This window comes from Actinacidiphila polyblastidii, assembly GCF_036353415.1.
Classification (GTDB): Bacteria; Actinomycetota; Actinomycetes; order Streptomycetales; family Streptomycetaceae; genus Actinacidiphila; species Actinacidiphila polyblastidii.
On the sequence record NZ_JAZEWV010000013.1, the window covers coordinates 138,949 to 154,305 of the forward strand.

Below are 15,357 nucleotides of genomic sequence, written 5' to 3' on the forward strand. Positions count from 1 at the left end.
TCAGCGCCCCGGGCCGGCCGGGCCGCCGGGCTGCTTGCCGTCGCTGCCCGTCCACGGCTGGTGCCAGCCGGGGTGGCCGTGCAGCAGCTGCTGCGCCTCGGCCGGCCCCAGCGAGCCGGGCTGGTAGGAGTGCAGCGGCGGCGGGGCGTCGATGAGCGGCTGCACGATGCGCCAGGACTCCTCGACGCTGTCCTCTCGCGTGAACAGGCTGTGCTCGCCGGCCAGGGCGCTGTGCAGCAGCCGCTCGTACGGCTCCAGCGGCTCGCCGAGGTCGCGGGCGAAGGAGGCGTCGAGGTGCACCGGGCGCCAGGACTCGCCGTCCTGGGCGACGAGTTGCAGCCGCAGTCCGGGGTCCGGGTCGATCCGCAGCACGATCTGGTTCCGCTCGGCCTGGGCGGGCGAGGGCAGGAAGGGCAGCCGCGGGGCGCGGCGCAGCATCAGCCGCACCTCGGTGGCCCGCACCGGCATGTTCTTGCCGGCCCGCAGGAAGAACGGGACCTCGGCCCAGCGCCAGTTGTCGATCTCCAGCCGCAGCGCGACGAAGGTCTCGGTCTGCGAGTCGTGGGCCACGCCCGGAATCTGCCGGTAGCCGTCGTACTGGCCGCGCACGCACTGCGCGGGGTCGACCGCCCGCACCGCCTTGAGCAGCTCGGCCTTCTTGTCGCGCAGGCTGTCCGCGTCCGCCCCGGCGGGCGGTTCCATGGCGACCAGGGCGAGCACCTGGAGGAGGTGGTTCTGCACCACGTCGCGCAGCGCGCCGACCGCGTCGTAGAACTTCCCGCGGTCCTCGACGCCGAAGTCCTCGGCCATGGTGATCTGCACCGCGGACACGCTGCCGCGGTCCCACAGTCCGGCCAGCGCGGGGTTCGCGAACCGCAGGTACTCCAGCTCGATGACCGGTTCCTTGCCCAGGAAGTGGTCCACGCGCAGCAGTTGGTCCTCGTCGAGCAGGGCGCGCAGCCGGGCGTTCAGCTCCCGCGCCGAGGCCAGGTCGTGCCCGAACGGCTTCTCCACCGCCACGCTGGCGTCCCGCAGCAGGCCGGCCGCGCCCAGGTGCTCCACGATCGGCCCGAACAGCGCGGGGGGCATCTCCAGGTAGAACAGGGGCTTGGCGCCGGGGCCGACCTCATCGGCGATCCGCGCGTACAGGGCGTCGTCCAGGACGTCGCCGTGCACGTACGTCAGCCGGTCGGCGAAGCGCCGGAAGACCGCGTCGTCCAGGGTCTCGCCGGAGTCCGCGACGGCTGTGCGCGCGTGCTCCACCAGCTGCGCGGTGCTCATCTCGGTGCTGGCCACCCCGATGACGCGGCAGTCGAGCAGCTGCCTGCGCTCCAGCCGGTAGAGCGCGCGCAGCGTCATCTTGCGGGCCAGGTCTCCGGTGATGCCGAAGACCACCAGCAGGTCCTTCGCCCCGTGGGCGTCGCCGTCCGTCATCGTCGTGCTCTCCTTCGGCGCCAGAGACGTGCCGGGTACCGGGTGCCCCCGATCCGCCGCGGCACACGGCCGGCCGTCGGCCGCCGCCCGTCGCGGACCAGGATCGCGGCGGGGACCGCCGGTTCGTCCGCGGGACATGCGGAGAGCCCGACATTCACCCGCAGGAGGTGAAGGCCGGGCGAGGGCGGTGAGGGAGCCGGGGCCTGTGGCCCGGAGCTGCGCGGCGGCGCGTCGCCCGGCGCGCGGTCCGGACGGCGGACGCTAGGCCGGAGCGCCGGGGCGCGGTACGGAGGCCGCGGTGCCGCCGGAGGCGGTCGGTTCCGCGCCGGGGCCGACGGCGCCGGGTGCGGCCGCCGGTCCGTCGGGCGTCGCGCTGCCGGCCGCCCCGGGGGCGGCGTCCTGGTCGCGGCGCGGCGGGCGGATCGTGACCGTGCCGGAGGCGAGGTCTATCGGGCCGCGCGCGGGATCGTTGCTGCCCTCCTCCTCGCGGGTCAGTGCCAGCCGGTTGCGCTCGTCCTCGGTGTGCTTGCGGCCCGGCACGAACAACTCGTCGATGAGGTTGAACATCGCGGCCTCCCGGGTGAAACGGCGCTGACCCATTCAGGCTACGCCCGCCGGTCGCCGTTCCCACGGCGGCGCTGCACCACCGGCGCGGGAGCACCGAACGCGACCGTACGGGCACGTGAAGTCAACGCACGCCGACCGCGGCGGCCACCTCCCGCAGGAAGTGCGCGCAGGCCCCCGGCGCGGGCGGCAGTTCGGGATTCCACGGGAGAACCGTCGCGGCGGCGGTGAGCCGCTGCCAGGCCGGGAGTGCCGCGAGCACGGCGGGCGCGGTGGCGTGGGCCCTGCTGTCGGCGAGGACGAGATCCGCGCCGGCACCGAGGGTGAGGGCGTGCTCCCAGTCGGTGGTCAGCCAGTTGACTCCGGACGCCGGAAGGGGGCGCACCAGGTCGACGCCGAGCGCGGCCAGGTGGCACAGCTCGGGCCAGGCGTCGGGACGGGCGATGTGGACCTGCTCCGGGCCGGCCGCGGAGAGCACCAGGACCCGCGGCGGCCGGGCGGCCCCGGCCACCGCCGCGCCCAGCTCGCGCCGCGCCGCGGCCCACTCGCCGGCCGCGCCCCGGGCGCTGCCGCCGAGCGCCGCGGCGAGTGCGGCGAAGCGGCCCACGATGCCCTCCAGCGTGGTGCCCGCGCCGACGCCGAGCACCGCGAGCGGGACCTCCGCCGCCGTCGCCGGCTCCTCGCCCACCGCGTACGGGGTCCTGCCGTCGTAGGTGACGTCGACGAGCAGGTCGGGCGCCAGCGCGGCCAGGCCCGCCGCGTCCAACCGCGCGCCCACGCCGAGGTATCCGACCGTCGGGCCCAGCGATCCCGCCTTGGCGGGATCGGGCACCGTGGCGCTGTCGTGGCCCGATCCGTAGACCGCCACCGGCGTGAGGCCGTACGCGTCGAGCGCGGCGCCGGCCCGTACATAGGCCACGATCCGCGGCGACCGCCGGCTGCCGCCGCTCACCCGTACGCCCCGGTCGTCGGTGAACTCCCATGCGTTCCCGGTCGGTTCGCACGCGCCGGACTTCTCCGGCCGTGCCGACTCCTCGGGCCGTCGCGTCCGCCGCCCCGGCTCTTCGAAGGCCATGCCGTCCTCCCCCACACCGTCCCTGCCCGTCCCGCGCGTGCGCGCCGGAGCCCCGGCACCTGGGCCGAAGCCCGGACCCCCGCCAGCCTCCGCCCGCGCACCGCCCGGGGCAAGGGTGCGATCCGGCTGACCTGGCCGGGGCCCGGCGTGGCGCACGGGCGGAGGAAGCACGGCCGTGGTTAGTCTGACGGCGGATCGGCCTGGGCAGGATGCAGCTCACAGGCTTTCCCCCAGGCCCAGGTGAGGTGTCTCGTGGACCGGCCGCCGTACGACTACGCGGAATCGATGACTCTGGTCGTCGCGGAGCGGATCTGTGCGGACAACGGCACAGGCGTCCAGGACCTGCTGGGCGACGCGATGGCGATGTGCGACGGTGCGCTGCGCATCGTGCTGCTGCACGCCCATGTCACCGACGCCACGGTGCGGGTGCTGCTGCAGGCCGAACGCGAGGCCGTCGACCTCGGGGTCGAGCTGACCGTCTCGGTGCGCGGGCCGCTGGCGCTGGCCGCCCTGCGCGCGGCGGGCGCGGACCGGCTGCTGGAGGCCGCGCACGACGCGGCGGGCCGCGGCGCGCCCCACCTGATCCCGCCGGTGTGACGTCCCCCGCACACCAGGGGGCCGGCAGCCCGGCGAACGGCGGCGCCCGCCTCCGGCCGAGGGTGTGACGTGGCGCACAGGTGACGAGAGCCGCGGCCGGAACCATCGGGGGCCCACCTCCGTCTACCAGGACGTAGACGTCGCATGCCGGGCCTGCGTCCGGGATGTGCGGGTGGCCGTGTGCGCTCCTCCCGGCAGGTGGGGAGCCCACAGGGCCATGTCCTACTCTTGCCGCATTGCGCAACCCCGACACCAGGGTGGAGCAGCCGCTCCGCACTGTTCCATCCGGCCGCACGCCTCGTGAGGGCTGCCCGAGCGAGGGAGTGGGAGATGACGGACCCCTGGGGCGGCCCCGTCCCGCGCGGCCCGCAGGACCAGGCGTCCCGGCCGCCGCGCCCGCGCACCGGCACGGGCGGCCCGGGTCCGTACGGCGACGGCTCCTACGGCGGGTCACCGTACGGCGACCCGTCCCAGGGCGGCGGTCCCCACGACGACCGCGGGCGGTACGAGGGCGGTCCGTATCAGGGCGGTCCGGGTGGTCCGTACCGCGAGGACCGGCAGGACGCCGCGCCCCGCCACTCCGGCCCGCACGGTTCCGGTCCCTACGACGCGGACGCGCCCGACGCGTCGGCGTCGGGTTCCGCGGCCGCGCCCGTTCCCGGCGGCCGCGCGGCGGCGCGCGCCCAGGCCGCGCGCGGCTCGCGGCGGCGCGGCAGCCGAAGGGCCAAGAAGAGCACCGGCATACGCAGGTTCCTGAAGATCGCGTCGATCGCCACCGCCGTACTGGTGCTGGCCACCGCGGGCGTCGGCTACTGGTTCTACCAGCACCTGAACGGCAACATCACCAGCGTGTCGCTGACCGACGGCGCGGGCAAGAACAGCGCGGGGCAGGAGAAGGCGGACGCCTTCGGCAGGACCCCCATCAACCTGCTGGTGATGGGCAGCGACGGGCGCACCAGCGCCGCCGACTGCAAGCTCGGCGGCGGCTGCTCCAAGACCGGCGTCCAGACCGGGCAGAACGCGGACGTGGAGATGGTGGTGCACATCTCCGCCGACCGGTCCAACGCCACGGTGATGAGCATCCCGCGCGACACCGAGACCGACGTGCCCTCCTGCAGCAACCCCAAGACCGGCGCCTCCACCCCCGGCTACCACGGCATGATCAACAGCGCCCTCGCGTACGGGCAGGCGTGCCAGGTGGCGACCGTCCACAAGCTGACCGACATCCCCATCGACCACTTCGTGCAGGTCGACTTCTCCGGCGTCGTGGACATGTCCGACGCGGTGGGCGGCGTGTCGGTGTGCGTCGACGCGAACGTGTACGACACCTACTCGCACCTCAAGCTCTCCCAGGGCACGCACACCCTGAAGGGCGTCGCGGCGCTGGAGTTCCTGCGCTCGCGGCACGGCTTCGGCGACGGCAGCGACCTCGGCCGCACCTACGCGCAGCACATCTACCTCAGCTCGCTGATCCGCAAGTTCAAGAGCGCGGGCACGCTGACCAACCCGACCGCGGTCTACCACCTGGCGGACGCCGCCACCAAGGCGCTGACCGTCGACACGGGCCTCGGCAGCGTCAAGAAGCTGATCGGCCTGGCCGACGACCTCAACAAGGTGCCCTCCAAGCGGATCACCTTCACCACCATGCAGACCGCGGCCGATCCGGCTGACGCCAACCGGGTCGTCGTCGGCGCCGGCGCGAAGACGCTCTTCGCCACGATCGCCGGCGACCAGTCGCTCACCACGGCCACCGGCGCCACGTCGGCGGCGGCCGCGGCGACCGCGGCTCCCACCGCGACCGCCGTCCCCGCCGCGCAGATCACCGTGGACGTGCAGAACGGCACCGGCATCTCCGGCCGGGCGTCGACCATCGTGGAGGAACTGACCGGCAAGGGCTTCAACCCGGCCACCGCGGGCGGCAACGCCCCCGCGCCGGCGGCCACCACCACGCTCACCTACGGTCCCGGCCGACAGGGCGAGGCGCAGACCGTGGCGCGCACGCTCGGACTCGCCTCCTCGCACCTCAAGCAGGGCACGACCGCCGGGCTCACCCTGGTGATCGGCGCGGACTGGCAGTCCGGCACCACCTTCCCCGGCGGCAAGAGCACGCCGCCGCCGGCCGACACCAAGACGGCTCTCGGCGGCTCCCACGCGCAGACCGCCGACCAGTCCAAGAGCTGCGCGAAGGTCAGCCGCTACAGGACGGTCGCGATCAACGGCATCCCGATGACCCCGAGCCAGGCGTACGCGGACGCCCGCACCAAGCCGGACTCCGACGCCTGATCCGGCCGCCCGACCGGAACTTTCCGAGCGGCGCGCCGCAGGGTCATGCCTGACCCGAAGGGAGACCGCCGTGAGTGCAGCGCACGCGGCCACCGGCCGGTCGCGGCCGCCGTGGACACCACGCTCCTGGCCGGCTCGTACCTGTCACTGACCTTCGACGACGGACCCCACCAGGCGCACGCCCCGCGGCGCTGCCGGCGGCGCGGCGCTGGCGCTTCACAGCGCCGGCGCGGGGCGTCGGCTCCGGCTCCCCCGCCTGGCGCTCCCGTCCATGCGGCTGGCCCCGGGTTCGCCCGTCGCCCGCGGGGTGCCGGGCCTCCTGCGGTCTGCGTCATGATGGGCAGCGCCCTGCCCGACGACCGGGCGGCGGAGGGGGGAACCGGTGTGATCACCGAGCCGGAGATGGAGCATCCGCGGGAGCCGGTCGGACCCGACCTGCTGAGCAGCGACGACGCTCCGTCGCGGGAGCGCCGGGTACCGGGGCGGCAGCCGTGGCTGTGGGGGCTGGGCGGCGCGGTGGTGGCCTGCGCGGTGGGCGCCGCGGTGCTGCACGGTGCCGGATACCGCCGTGACGCGGCCCCCGACCTGCACGGCTACCGGCTGCCGAGCGGTCTGTGCACCGGGCAGAACCTCCAGCCGCTCACCGACGCGCTCGCCGCCCGGAGCCTGACCGTGGACCCCGGCGTCACGCGGCGCGGCACCAGCGTGGACCACGCCGCGTGCTCGCTGTTCGGCACGGCGGCGCTGGGCGGCGGCCGGCAGACCGAGTACACCGTCTCGGTCACCGTCGACCTGCACAGGACGACCGATCCGCGGGCGGAGTTCGAGGACACCGTGCACGTGCGGGCGGCCGACCCGGCGCCGGGAGCGTCCGACTACCTGCGGCTGGCCGGCGTCGGCGCGGTGATCAGGCCCGTGCCCGGCCTCGGCGACCTCGCCTTCCTCACCACGTCCAGGGCGGAGCAGTCGCTGAGCGTGCTGGAGGGTGGCGCGGTGGTGACGCTGAGCGTCGTCGCGGAGAACCAGTGGGAGGCGTCCGCCGGCGCGCCGACCCCGCCCGACGGCTCACCCAGCCGCCTCCCGCTCGCCGACACCACCGACCTGCGCGCCGTCCTGCCCGGCACGGTCCGGCACCTGATGAGTGTCCTGGCGCGGTGAGCGCCCCGGCACGGGGAGCGGGCGGCCTTCCCGGCCGCTCCGGGTGCGGGCCGGTCGTCCGCGCCGACTGGGGGGCGAGCGCGTCGAGGCGGCCAGCACGGCGCCGCCGTGGGACGCCCTGCGCGGCAGGCGATGCCCGGCGCCGGCCGGACCGCCCACGCCTCCCGCAGCCGGACGCCGCCGCCAAGCGCCGGGCGCCGGGCCGCCGCGGAACCCGGCGGGCCGACCGGTTCAGTCGGACGGCGACACGAAGTCGCGGGTGCGGATCAGCAGCAGCGAGAGCACGCCGCTGCTGAAGGCGATGATCGCCGCGATGAGCAGGATGTGGTTGAGCCCGGTGGTGAACGCCGACCGCGCGGCGAGCGCGACCGGCTCCCGCTGGGCCGGGGGCAGGCCGGCCAGCGCCTTGGAGAGCTGGCCGTCGGTGAGCGCCGCGCTGATCTGCGGCGTCCGGCCGTCGATGTGCGGGACGCCGGCCAGCCGCGCGGTCACCACCGACCGCACCTGCGAGGCGAACAGCGATCCGAGCAGCGCGATGCCGGTGGCGATGCCGACCTGGCGGAAGGTGGAGTTGATGCCCGACGCCATGCCCGCCTGCCGGGGCTGTACGACGCCGACCGCCGTGGAGGCGAGCGGCGGGTTGATCAGCCCTACGCCGACGCCGCTGACGATGAGCCCCGGCACCAGGTGGGTCCAGTCGGACTGGGCGTCGAGGCCGCGCATCAGCAGCAGGCCGACGCCGACGATGATGCCGCCGGGCCCGATGAGCAGCCGTACCGGGACCCGCGAGGAGAGCCGGCCGGCCACCGCGGCGCACACGAAGATCGCCCCCGAGGCCGTCAGCAGCCGCATGCCCGTGGCCAGCGCGGAGTAGCCCAGCACGTCCTGGAGGTAGAGCGTCAGGTACAGGAACATCGCGAAGATCGACGCCGACATGCCGAAGGCGGCGATCGAGCCGCCGGAGAACGTCGGCTTGGAGAACAGTCCGAGGTCGAACATCGGCTCCCGGCCGACGATCTCGACCGCCAGGAACGCCGCGAGCAGCACCGCGGCGGCGGCGAAGCAGCCGAGCACCAGGGTGTCGGTGAAACCGCGGTCGCTGGACTTGATCAGCGCGAAGACCAGGAACGACAGCGACGCGGTGAAGGTGACGAAGCCCCACCAGTCCGGGGAGCGCGGCCGGGGGTCGCGCGACTCGCGCACCCGCGTCACGGTGATCACCAGCGCGGCCAGCCCGATCGGCAGGTTGACGAAGAAGATCCACCGCCATGAGAGCCCCGAGGTCAGGGCGCCGCCGACGACCGGTCCCACCGCGACGGCGAGCCCGGTGATCGCGCCCCAGATCCCGAAGGCGACGCCGCGGTCCTTGCCCCGGAAGGTCTCCGCGAGCAGGGCGAGGGAGACGGAGAACATGATGGCGCCGCCGATGCCCTGCGCGCCGCGTGCCAGCTCCAGGAAGAGCGTCCCGTCAGCCAGGCCGCACAGCAACGACGCGCCGGAGAACACCGTGACGCCGATCAGGTACAGCCGCCGCCGGCCGAACAGGTCGGCGAGGGAACCGCAGGTCAGCAGCGCCGCGGCGAGGGTCAGCGCATAGGCGTCGACGACCCACTGGAGGTCGGAGAAGCTGCTGTGCAGCTCTCTTTGGATGTCGGGCAGCGCGACGTTCACGATGGTGATGTCGAGCAGCAGCATGAAGGTGCCGACGCAGACCGCGGTCAGCGTCCACCATCGGTGGACCTCTCCCGGGGCTGTCGGTTCCGCACCGGGTGCTGCGTGGGCTCCGGCCGCCTGAGGAGCCGTCTCTGCGGCCGTCGGGTCTTCGGCCATGGCACTAGCCTTCCGCTGTCCGTGCGCCGTCCGGCGTGCGCTGCACCTGCCCGGACCCGGCAGCGGCAAACCCGCTGCCGGGCGGGGCGGAGCGCGCCCGGGTCAGCGCGGCAGCGACCACACCTGGTTCGCCTGGAGGTGGCCGCAGGTCCACGTGTCGAGCTTCGTGGAGTCCGCGGTACCGCCGCCGTAGACGTCGAGGCACAGCGCGGAGGCGGCGTTGACGAGAGTGCCGTCGGCGGCCGCGGTCCACTGCTGGGCGGCCGCGCCGGTGCAGGCGGACAGCACCGCCGCGCTTCCCGCGGCGGTGCCGGAGGCGGTGAGGCACTTGCCGAGGGAGCGCACGGTGCGGTCGGCGGGCAGCGTCCAGCGCTGGTTGGCGTTGCCGGTGCAGGAGTACAGGATCACCTGCGTGCCGTCGGCGGCGCCGCTGCCGGTGACGTCGGCGCACTTGGCGCCGTTGCCGGTCAGCTGCCCGGTGGGGACCGCCGCGGCGCAGCCGGCGCCGGGGGTGAGCCGCCAGATCGCGGTGCCGTGGGCGGGCACGGTCGCCGTCAGGGCGCTGCTGACCGACGACGTCGAGCCGCTCCACAGGTCCCTCGCGGTCACCGTGCAGCCGGGCAGCCCCACGTCGGCCAGCGCGGTGGTGATGCTGCGGGCCGCGGAGGTGCGGTTGAGGACGGCGACGGCGCGGTCGCCGCCGGCCAGCGGGCGGGCCAGCACGTCGGTGCTGCCGTTGGCGGACACCACGCCGGCCTGCCGGCCGAGGGCGTCCTGGTCGACGGCGATCAGGTCGCGGTCGCCGAGCGCCGAGGCGGCGGCGGGGGTCAGCGCGGCGACGTCGGAGGAGAGGATCATCGGGGCGGCCAGCATCGACCAGAGGGCGACCTGGCTGCGCGACTCGTCGTCGGTGAGGCCGCCGGCGCCGGCGATGAGGAAGTCCGGGTCGTTCCAGTTGCCCGGTGAGGCGTAGCGGCCGATCCAGCGGTCGTAGCCGTAGTTGGACAGCACGCTCGACCAGCGACTGGCGTTCGGCTGCGCGGGGTCGTACGTGGCCACGTCCCAGCCCTCGCGCCACAGCTGGCCGTCGGAGCCGGTCCAGGACAGCACGTCGAACCAGGTGGGGTTCCCCCACTCGCCGCTCTGGAAATAGGCGGGCGCCGACTCGGAGAACACGATGTCGCGCCCGGAGGCGCGCAGCGCCGCCGCCTGCGCGTCGTACGCCTGGCGGTAGGCCTGTTCCTGGGTCTGGCCTGCGGCGGTGTACACGTTGCAGCCGTCGAGCTTGAGATAGTCCACGCCCCAGGCGGCGTAGGAGGCGGCGTCCTTGGCGAAGTGGTCGGCGCCGCCGCCCTGCGGCCGCCCGCTGCCCGGGTAGCCGCCGCAGGTCGAGGAGCCGGCGTCCTCGTAGATCCCGAACTTCAGGCCGCGCGCGTGCAGGTACGAGCCCAGCCAGGCCATGCCGTGCGGGAACTTCACCGGGTCGGCGACCAGGGCGCCGCTCGTGTCCCGCGCCTTCGTCATCCAGCAGTCGTCGACGGTGACCGTGTCGTACCCCTTGGCGGCCAGACCGGAGGAGACGAGGGCGTCGGCGTTGGCGGTGACGATCTGCTCGGTGACGCCGCACTGGTAGTGGGCCCAGTCGTTCCACCCCATCGGCGGGGTGACGGCGAGCGCCCGGCCGTCGCCCGAGGTGGCCGTCGGCGAGGCGTGGGCGGTGCCCGCGGTGCCGAGCGGCAGGCACAGCAGCGCGGCGGCGACGGCGGTGGCCGCGGCGCGGGGGCGGAGGCGGGCGAGGCGGGGTCGTGGCACGGGGAACTCCTCTGCTGAGAAGGGGACGTGCGGGATGCCCGCAGGCGCGGGCGTACGGCGGTGCGGGTGTGCGGCGGTGCGGGCTGCGCGGGTGCCGGGTGGAACGGTGGTCGTCTGCGGGCGGCCGCGGGCCGACCGGGCCGAGGGGGTGAGAACTGCGCAGACGAGCGAGCCATCGATGATTGCCCATGCATCGTAGGGCCAGGTTTTGCGCATCTTCAAGCATCTGCTCAAGATTTCGTGCACGCGGGACCGGGCCGGCGCCGCGGCTCGCAGGCTGTGCGACGTCCGGCGTTCACTCCGCTGTCACCGCCGCGTCGGGAGCCAATGGGAGGTTTCGCCCCATGGACACACCTGAGATGGGCATCGACGCCAGGCTGGCCGCGAAGATGAGCATGGCCGAGCAACACGAGTACCTGCGGACCAAACTGACGCGTCGCCGGATGGTCATGGGCGGGGTGGCCGCCGGCGCGGTCGCCGCGTCCGGCCTGATGGGCGGGGTGGCGCGCGCGGACTCCGCGAGCCCGACGCTGCTGTCGCGCCCGGCGACCGGCCACCACATCGACGGCGCGCTGGTGGCGCCGTTCGGCCGGCACCTGCAGTTCGGCTCTGACCCGCGCTGCGAGTTCACCATCTCGTGGCAGGTGCCGCTGGCGGTGCGCCGGCCGTTCGTGCGGATCGGCCTGCAGCCGTGGTCGCTCAGCCACAAGATCGAGGCCGAGGTGCGCGACCTGCACACCCCGCAGCTGCTCAACAGCAAGCTGCCGCCGGTCGACCAGTTCTACCTGCACGCCGCGATCGGCGGACTGCGTCCCGGCACCACCTACTACTACGGTGTCGGGCACGACGGCTTCGACCCGGCCCAGCCCGGCGCGTTCGCCACCGTGGGCTCCTTCACCACCGCTCCGGCCCGCCCGGAGCGCTTCACCTTCACCGCCTTCGGCGACCAGGGCGTCAGCTACCACGCCCTGGCCAACGACTCGCTGATCCTGGCCCAGAACCCGGCCTTCCACCTGCACGCGGGCGACATCTGCTACGCCGACCCCGACGGCTCGGGCCAGCAGAGCGACTCCGGCGACTACGACGCCCGCACCTGGGACTCGTTCCTGGCGCAGACCGAGTCGGTGTCGGCGCGCGTCCCGTGGATGGTGACCACCGGCAACCACGACATGGAGGCCTGGTACTCGCCGAACGGCTACGGCGGCCAGGAGGCCCGCTGGTCGCTGCCGGCCAACGGCCACGACCCGAAGAACCAGCCGGGCGCCTACTCCTTCGTGTACGGCAACACCGCGGTGATCGCGCTGGACGCCAACGACGTGTCCTACGAGATCCCGGCCAACTACGGGATCACCGGCGGCAAGCAGACCGCGTGGCTGGACCGCACCCTGGGCGCCTACCGCAAGCAGCGGGGCATCGACTTCCTGGTGGTCTTCTTCCACCACTGCGCCTACTCCACCACCAACGCGCACGCCTCCGACGGCGGCGTGCAGGCGGAGTGGGTGCCGCTGTTCGAGAAGCACCAGGTGGACCTGGTCGTCAACGGCCACAACCACGTCTACGAGCGCACCGACGCGATCCGCGGCGGCGCCGTCTCGCACCCGGTCGAGATCGGCGGCACCACCCGGCCCGCGACCGACGGCACCGTCTACGTCACGGCCGGCGGCGCCGGCCGCAGCCTCTACAACTTCCCCGCCCCCGACACCTTCGAGGGCAGCGAGAACCCGGTGGACACCGTCACCACCTGGCACTCCGCCAAGGGCGGCGGCAAGGTCACCGACACGGTGAACTGGTCGCGGGTGCGCTACACCGGTTACTCGTTCATCTCGGTGGACGTCGAACCGGCGCGCAGCGGGCGGGAGTCGACGCTGACGGTGTCCGCGATCGCCGAGACCGGCAAGCGCATCGACCACTTCACGGTGGCCCGCAGGGCACGCTGACGCCGAGCCCGCGCGGGGCCCGCTCCGGGACACACCCGGGGGGCTCCGCGCGGGCACCGCGCGCCCCGTGCGGGGTGCCGGGTGCGGGGTCAGCAGATCCGGGGCAGCTGCTCACCCATCGGCAGGTCCACCACGCGGGTGCCGCCGAGCCCGGTCCTCGCCACGACCATCCCCGGGTGGTCGGCCACGCACTCCCCGATGACCACGGCCTCGGCGCCGTACGGGTGCGCGCGCATCGCCGCCAGCACCGCGTCGGCGTGCTCGCGGGGCACGAAGGCGACGAGCTTGCCCTCGTTGGCCACGTACCAGGGGTCCAGGCCGAGGATCGCGCAGGCGTTGGCGACCTCCGGCAGCACCGGCACGCTGCGCTCCTGGACCACCACGCCCACACCGGCGGCCGCGGCGATCTCGTTCAGCGACGCGGCCAGCCCGCCGCGGGTCGGGTCGCGCAGCACGTGCACGTCCCGGGTCTGCGCGAGCATCGCCTCGACCAGGCCGCCCAGCGGCGCGCTGTCGCTCTCCACCGCGCTGCCGAACTCCAGGCCCTCGCGCACGCTCATGATGGCGACGCCGTGCGCGCCGACCGGCCCGCTGACGATCACCACGTCGCCGGGGACGGCCCGTTGCGGCCGGATGTCGACGCCCGCGGGCACCAGGCCGATCCCCGCGGTGTTGATGTACACGCCGTCGCCGTGGCCCGACTCCACCACCTTGGTGTCGCCGGTGGCCACCTCGACCCCGGCGCGGCGGGCCGCGTCGCCCATGGCCTGCGCGACCCTGGCGACGCCGTCCGTCGCGACTCCCTCCTCCAGGATGAACCCGCAGGACAGGTAGGCGGCCCGGGCGCCGCTCATGGCAAGGTCGTTGACGGTGCCGTTGACCGCGAGGTCCCCGATGGAACCGCCGGGGAAGAACAGCGGCCGCACCACGTAGGAGTCGGTGGAGAAGGCCAGCCGGGCGCCGCCCAGCGTGACCACGGCCGAGTCCCCCAGCTCGGCGAGCACCCCGGAGGGGCTGCCGAAGGCCGGCGCGAAGATGTGCTCGACCAGCTCCGCGGAGAGCGCGCCGCCGCCGCCGTGGCCCATCACGATGTGCGGATGGTCGCGCAGCGGCGCCGGGCAGGTCCAGCCTGAGAAGTCCGGCGCCTGCACGGCGGAGCCGCCGTCGGGGGTGTGGTCCTGCGGCACGCGATGGTGCGGCGCACGGTCCTCGGGGGTCCCCGCGCGGGGCATGCTCAGGTCGGTGGTGTCAGCCAACGGGGCTCGCCTCCACGGTCGGCGCGGTTGTGGGAGTGCCGCCGAGCCGGCGGTAGAGGTAGTACGCGGCGCAGGCGCCCTCGCTGGAGACCATGGTCGCGCCGAGCGGGTTGCGGGGCGTGCAGAGGGTGCCGAACGCCTCGCACTGGTGCGGCTTGAGCAGCCCCTGCAGCACCTCGCCGCTGCGGCACCCGGCGGGCTCGCAGGTGGTGATGCCGGTGACGGAGAAGCGGTGCTCGGCGTCGAACTCCCGGTAGCGCTCGGCCAGTCGCCAGCCGCTGCCGGGGATGGTGCCGATGCCCCGCCAGGCCCGGTCGGTGGTCTCGAAGACGTCGGCGAGCATGGCGCGCGCGGCGGGGTTGCCCTCGTCGCGGACCGCCCTGGCGTAGGCGTTCTCCACGGTGTGCCGGCCGTTCTCCAGCTGGTGCACGGCGCGCCGTACGCCCTCCAGGATGTCGAGCGGCTCGAAGCCGGTGACGACGATCGGCACCCCGAAGCGCTCGGCCAGCTCGGGGTACTCGCCGGTGCCCATCACGCTGCACACGTGACCGGCGGCGAGGAACGCCTGCACCCGTGCCTGCGGCGACGTCATGATCGCCTCGATGGCCGGAGGCACCCGCACATGGGAGACCAGCAGGCTGAAGTTGCGGATGCCCAGTCTGCGGGCCTGATGGACCGTCATGGCGTTGGGCGGCGCGGTGGTCTCGAAGCCGATGCCGAAGAAGACGACCTCCCTGTCCGGGTTCTGCCGGGCGATCCGCAGTGCGTCGAGCGGTGAGTACACCACCCGCACGTCGCCGCCCTCGGCCCTGACCCGGAACAGGTCGCGGCCGGTGCCGGGGACCCGCAGCATGTCGCCGAAGGAGCAGAAGACGACGCCGGGCCGGGAGGCGATCTCCAGGGCCTTGTCGATGACTTCGAGGGGCGTCACGCACACCGGGCAGCCGGGGCCGTGGATCAGCTCGATCTCCTGCGGCAGCAGCTGGTCGATGCCGTGCCGGATGATCGAGTGGGTCTGGCCGCCGCACACCTCCATCAGCGTCCAGGGCCGGGTGACGATCGCACGGATCTCGTCCAGCAGCCGCCGGGCCAGCCGGGGGTCCTGGAACTCCTCCAGGTATCTCATCGCTGCGCCTCCCGCTGCGCCGTCTCCCACGGGTCGCCGAACTCCTCCTGAAGCAGGCCGAGTTCCTCGAACAGGGCCAGCGTCCGCATCGCCGACTCCTCGTCGAGCCGCTGCAGCGCGAACCCGACGTGCACGATGGTGTACTCGCCGACCCGCAGGTCCGGCAGGTACTCCAGGCACACCTCCTTCACCACGCCGCCGAAGTCGACGGTCGCCATGCGGGTACCGTCGCGTTCCTCGATCTCCAGGACTCTGCCGGGCACTGCCAGGCACATGCCGCTCTCC

At 74.1% G+C, this 15,357-nt stretch carries 12 protein-coding genes; 4 read left to right on the forward strand and 8 right to left on the reverse strand.

Going from position 1 to position 15,357, the window contains the following annotated elements:
- The 3 genes from V2S66_RS18215 to V2S66_RS18225 form a co-directional block, all read right to left on the reverse strand.
- The gene (locus V2S66_RS18215) at nt 1-1,434 is read right to left on the reverse strand and encodes a glucose-6-phosphate dehydrogenase (protein WP_330796713.1); all 1,434 of its coding nucleotides are present in this window, start codon (nt 1,432-1,434) and stop codon (nt 1-3) included.
- Nucleotides 1,435-1,695: 261 nt separating this feature from the next.
- A complete protein-coding gene (locus V2S66_RS18220) occupies nt 1,696-2,034 on the reverse strand; it encodes a DUF6191 domain-containing protein (RefSeq protein ID WP_330796714.1) in 339 nt (112 codons plus the stop codon).
- A gap of 88 nt (nt 2,035-2,122) precedes the next feature.
- The gene (locus V2S66_RS18225; protein WP_330796716.1) at nt 2,123-3,073 is read right to left on the reverse strand and encodes an ABC transporter substrate-binding protein; all 951 of its coding nucleotides are present in this window, start codon (nt 3,071-3,073) and stop codon (nt 2,123-2,125) included.
- Between the two features lie 285 nt (nt 3,074-3,358).
- Between V2S66_RS18225 and V2S66_RS18230 the strand changes: the two genes are divergently transcribed.
- The 3 genes from V2S66_RS18230 (at nt 3,359) to V2S66_RS18240 (ending at nt 7,111) form a co-directional block, all read left to right on the forward strand.
- Nucleotides 3,359-3,670: a hypothetical protein gene (locus tag V2S66_RS18230; protein WP_330796718.1), complete on the forward strand. Its 312-nt coding sequence runs from the start codon at nt 3,359-3,361 to the stop codon at nt 3,668-3,670.
- 330 nt (nt 3,671-4,000) lie between these two features.
- Nucleotides 4,001-5,953 carry an LCP family protein gene (locus V2S66_RS18235; protein ID WP_461949946.1) on the forward strand — a complete coding sequence of 651 codons (1,953 nt, stop codon included), beginning with the start codon at nt 4,001-4,003 and terminating at the stop codon, nt 5,951-5,953.
- Between the two features lie 333 nt (nt 5,954-6,286).
- Nucleotides 6,287-7,111, forward strand: a complete 825-nt coding sequence (locus V2S66_RS18240) for a hypothetical protein (protein ID WP_330796720.1) — start codon at nt 6,287-6,289, stop codon at nt 7,109-7,111.
- 231 nt (nt 7,112-7,342) lie between these two features.
- Here V2S66_RS18240 and V2S66_RS18245 read toward each other — a convergent pair whose 3' ends face one another.
- The gene (locus V2S66_RS18245; protein ID WP_330796722.1) at nt 7,343-8,941 is read right to left on the reverse strand and encodes an MFS transporter; all 1,599 of its coding nucleotides are present in this window, start codon (nt 8,939-8,941) and stop codon (nt 7,343-7,345) included.
- Between the two features lie 102 nt (nt 8,942-9,043).
- Entirely contained in the window at nt 9,044-10,753 is a 1,710-nt protein-coding gene (locus V2S66_RS18250) for a ricin-type beta-trefoil lectin domain protein (RefSeq protein ID WP_330796724.1), read from the reverse strand.
- A 344-nt stretch (nt 10,754-11,097) separates the two neighbouring features.
- Here V2S66_RS18250 and V2S66_RS18255 point away from each other — a divergent pair, with 344 nt between their 5' ends.
- Nucleotides 11,098-12,690, forward strand: a complete 1,593-nt coding sequence (locus V2S66_RS18255; RefSeq protein WP_330796725.1) for a purple acid phosphatase family protein — start codon at nt 11,098-11,100, stop codon at nt 12,688-12,690.
- A gap of 89 nt (nt 12,691-12,779) precedes the next feature.
- Here the strand turns inward: V2S66_RS18255 and hypE are convergent, their stop codons facing one another.
- The 3 genes from hypE to V2S66_RS18270 form a co-directional block, all read right to left on the reverse strand.
- Nucleotides 12,780-13,775 carry a hydrogenase expression/formation protein HypE gene (gene hypE / locus V2S66_RS18260; RefSeq protein WP_330796793.1) on the reverse strand — a complete coding sequence of 332 codons (996 nt, stop codon included), beginning with the start codon at nt 13,773-13,775 and terminating at the stop codon, nt 12,780-12,782.
- A gap of 163 nt (nt 13,776-13,938) precedes the next feature.
- Nucleotides 13,939-15,072 carry a hydrogenase formation protein HypD gene (hypD, locus tag V2S66_RS18265; RefSeq protein ID WP_330796726.1) on the reverse strand — a complete coding sequence of 378 codons (1,134 nt, stop codon included), beginning with the start codon at nt 15,070-15,072 and terminating at the stop codon, nt 13,939-13,941.
- On the reverse strand, nt 15,069-15,347 hold the full coding sequence (locus tag V2S66_RS18270; RefSeq protein WP_330796728.1) for a HypC/HybG/HupF family hydrogenase formation chaperone: 279 nt from the start codon (nt 15,345-15,347) through the stop codon (nt 15,069-15,071). Before V2S66_RS18270 ends, hypD begins: the two co-directional genes overlap by 4 nt.
- Nucleotides 15,348-15,357 lie beyond the last annotated feature (10 nt).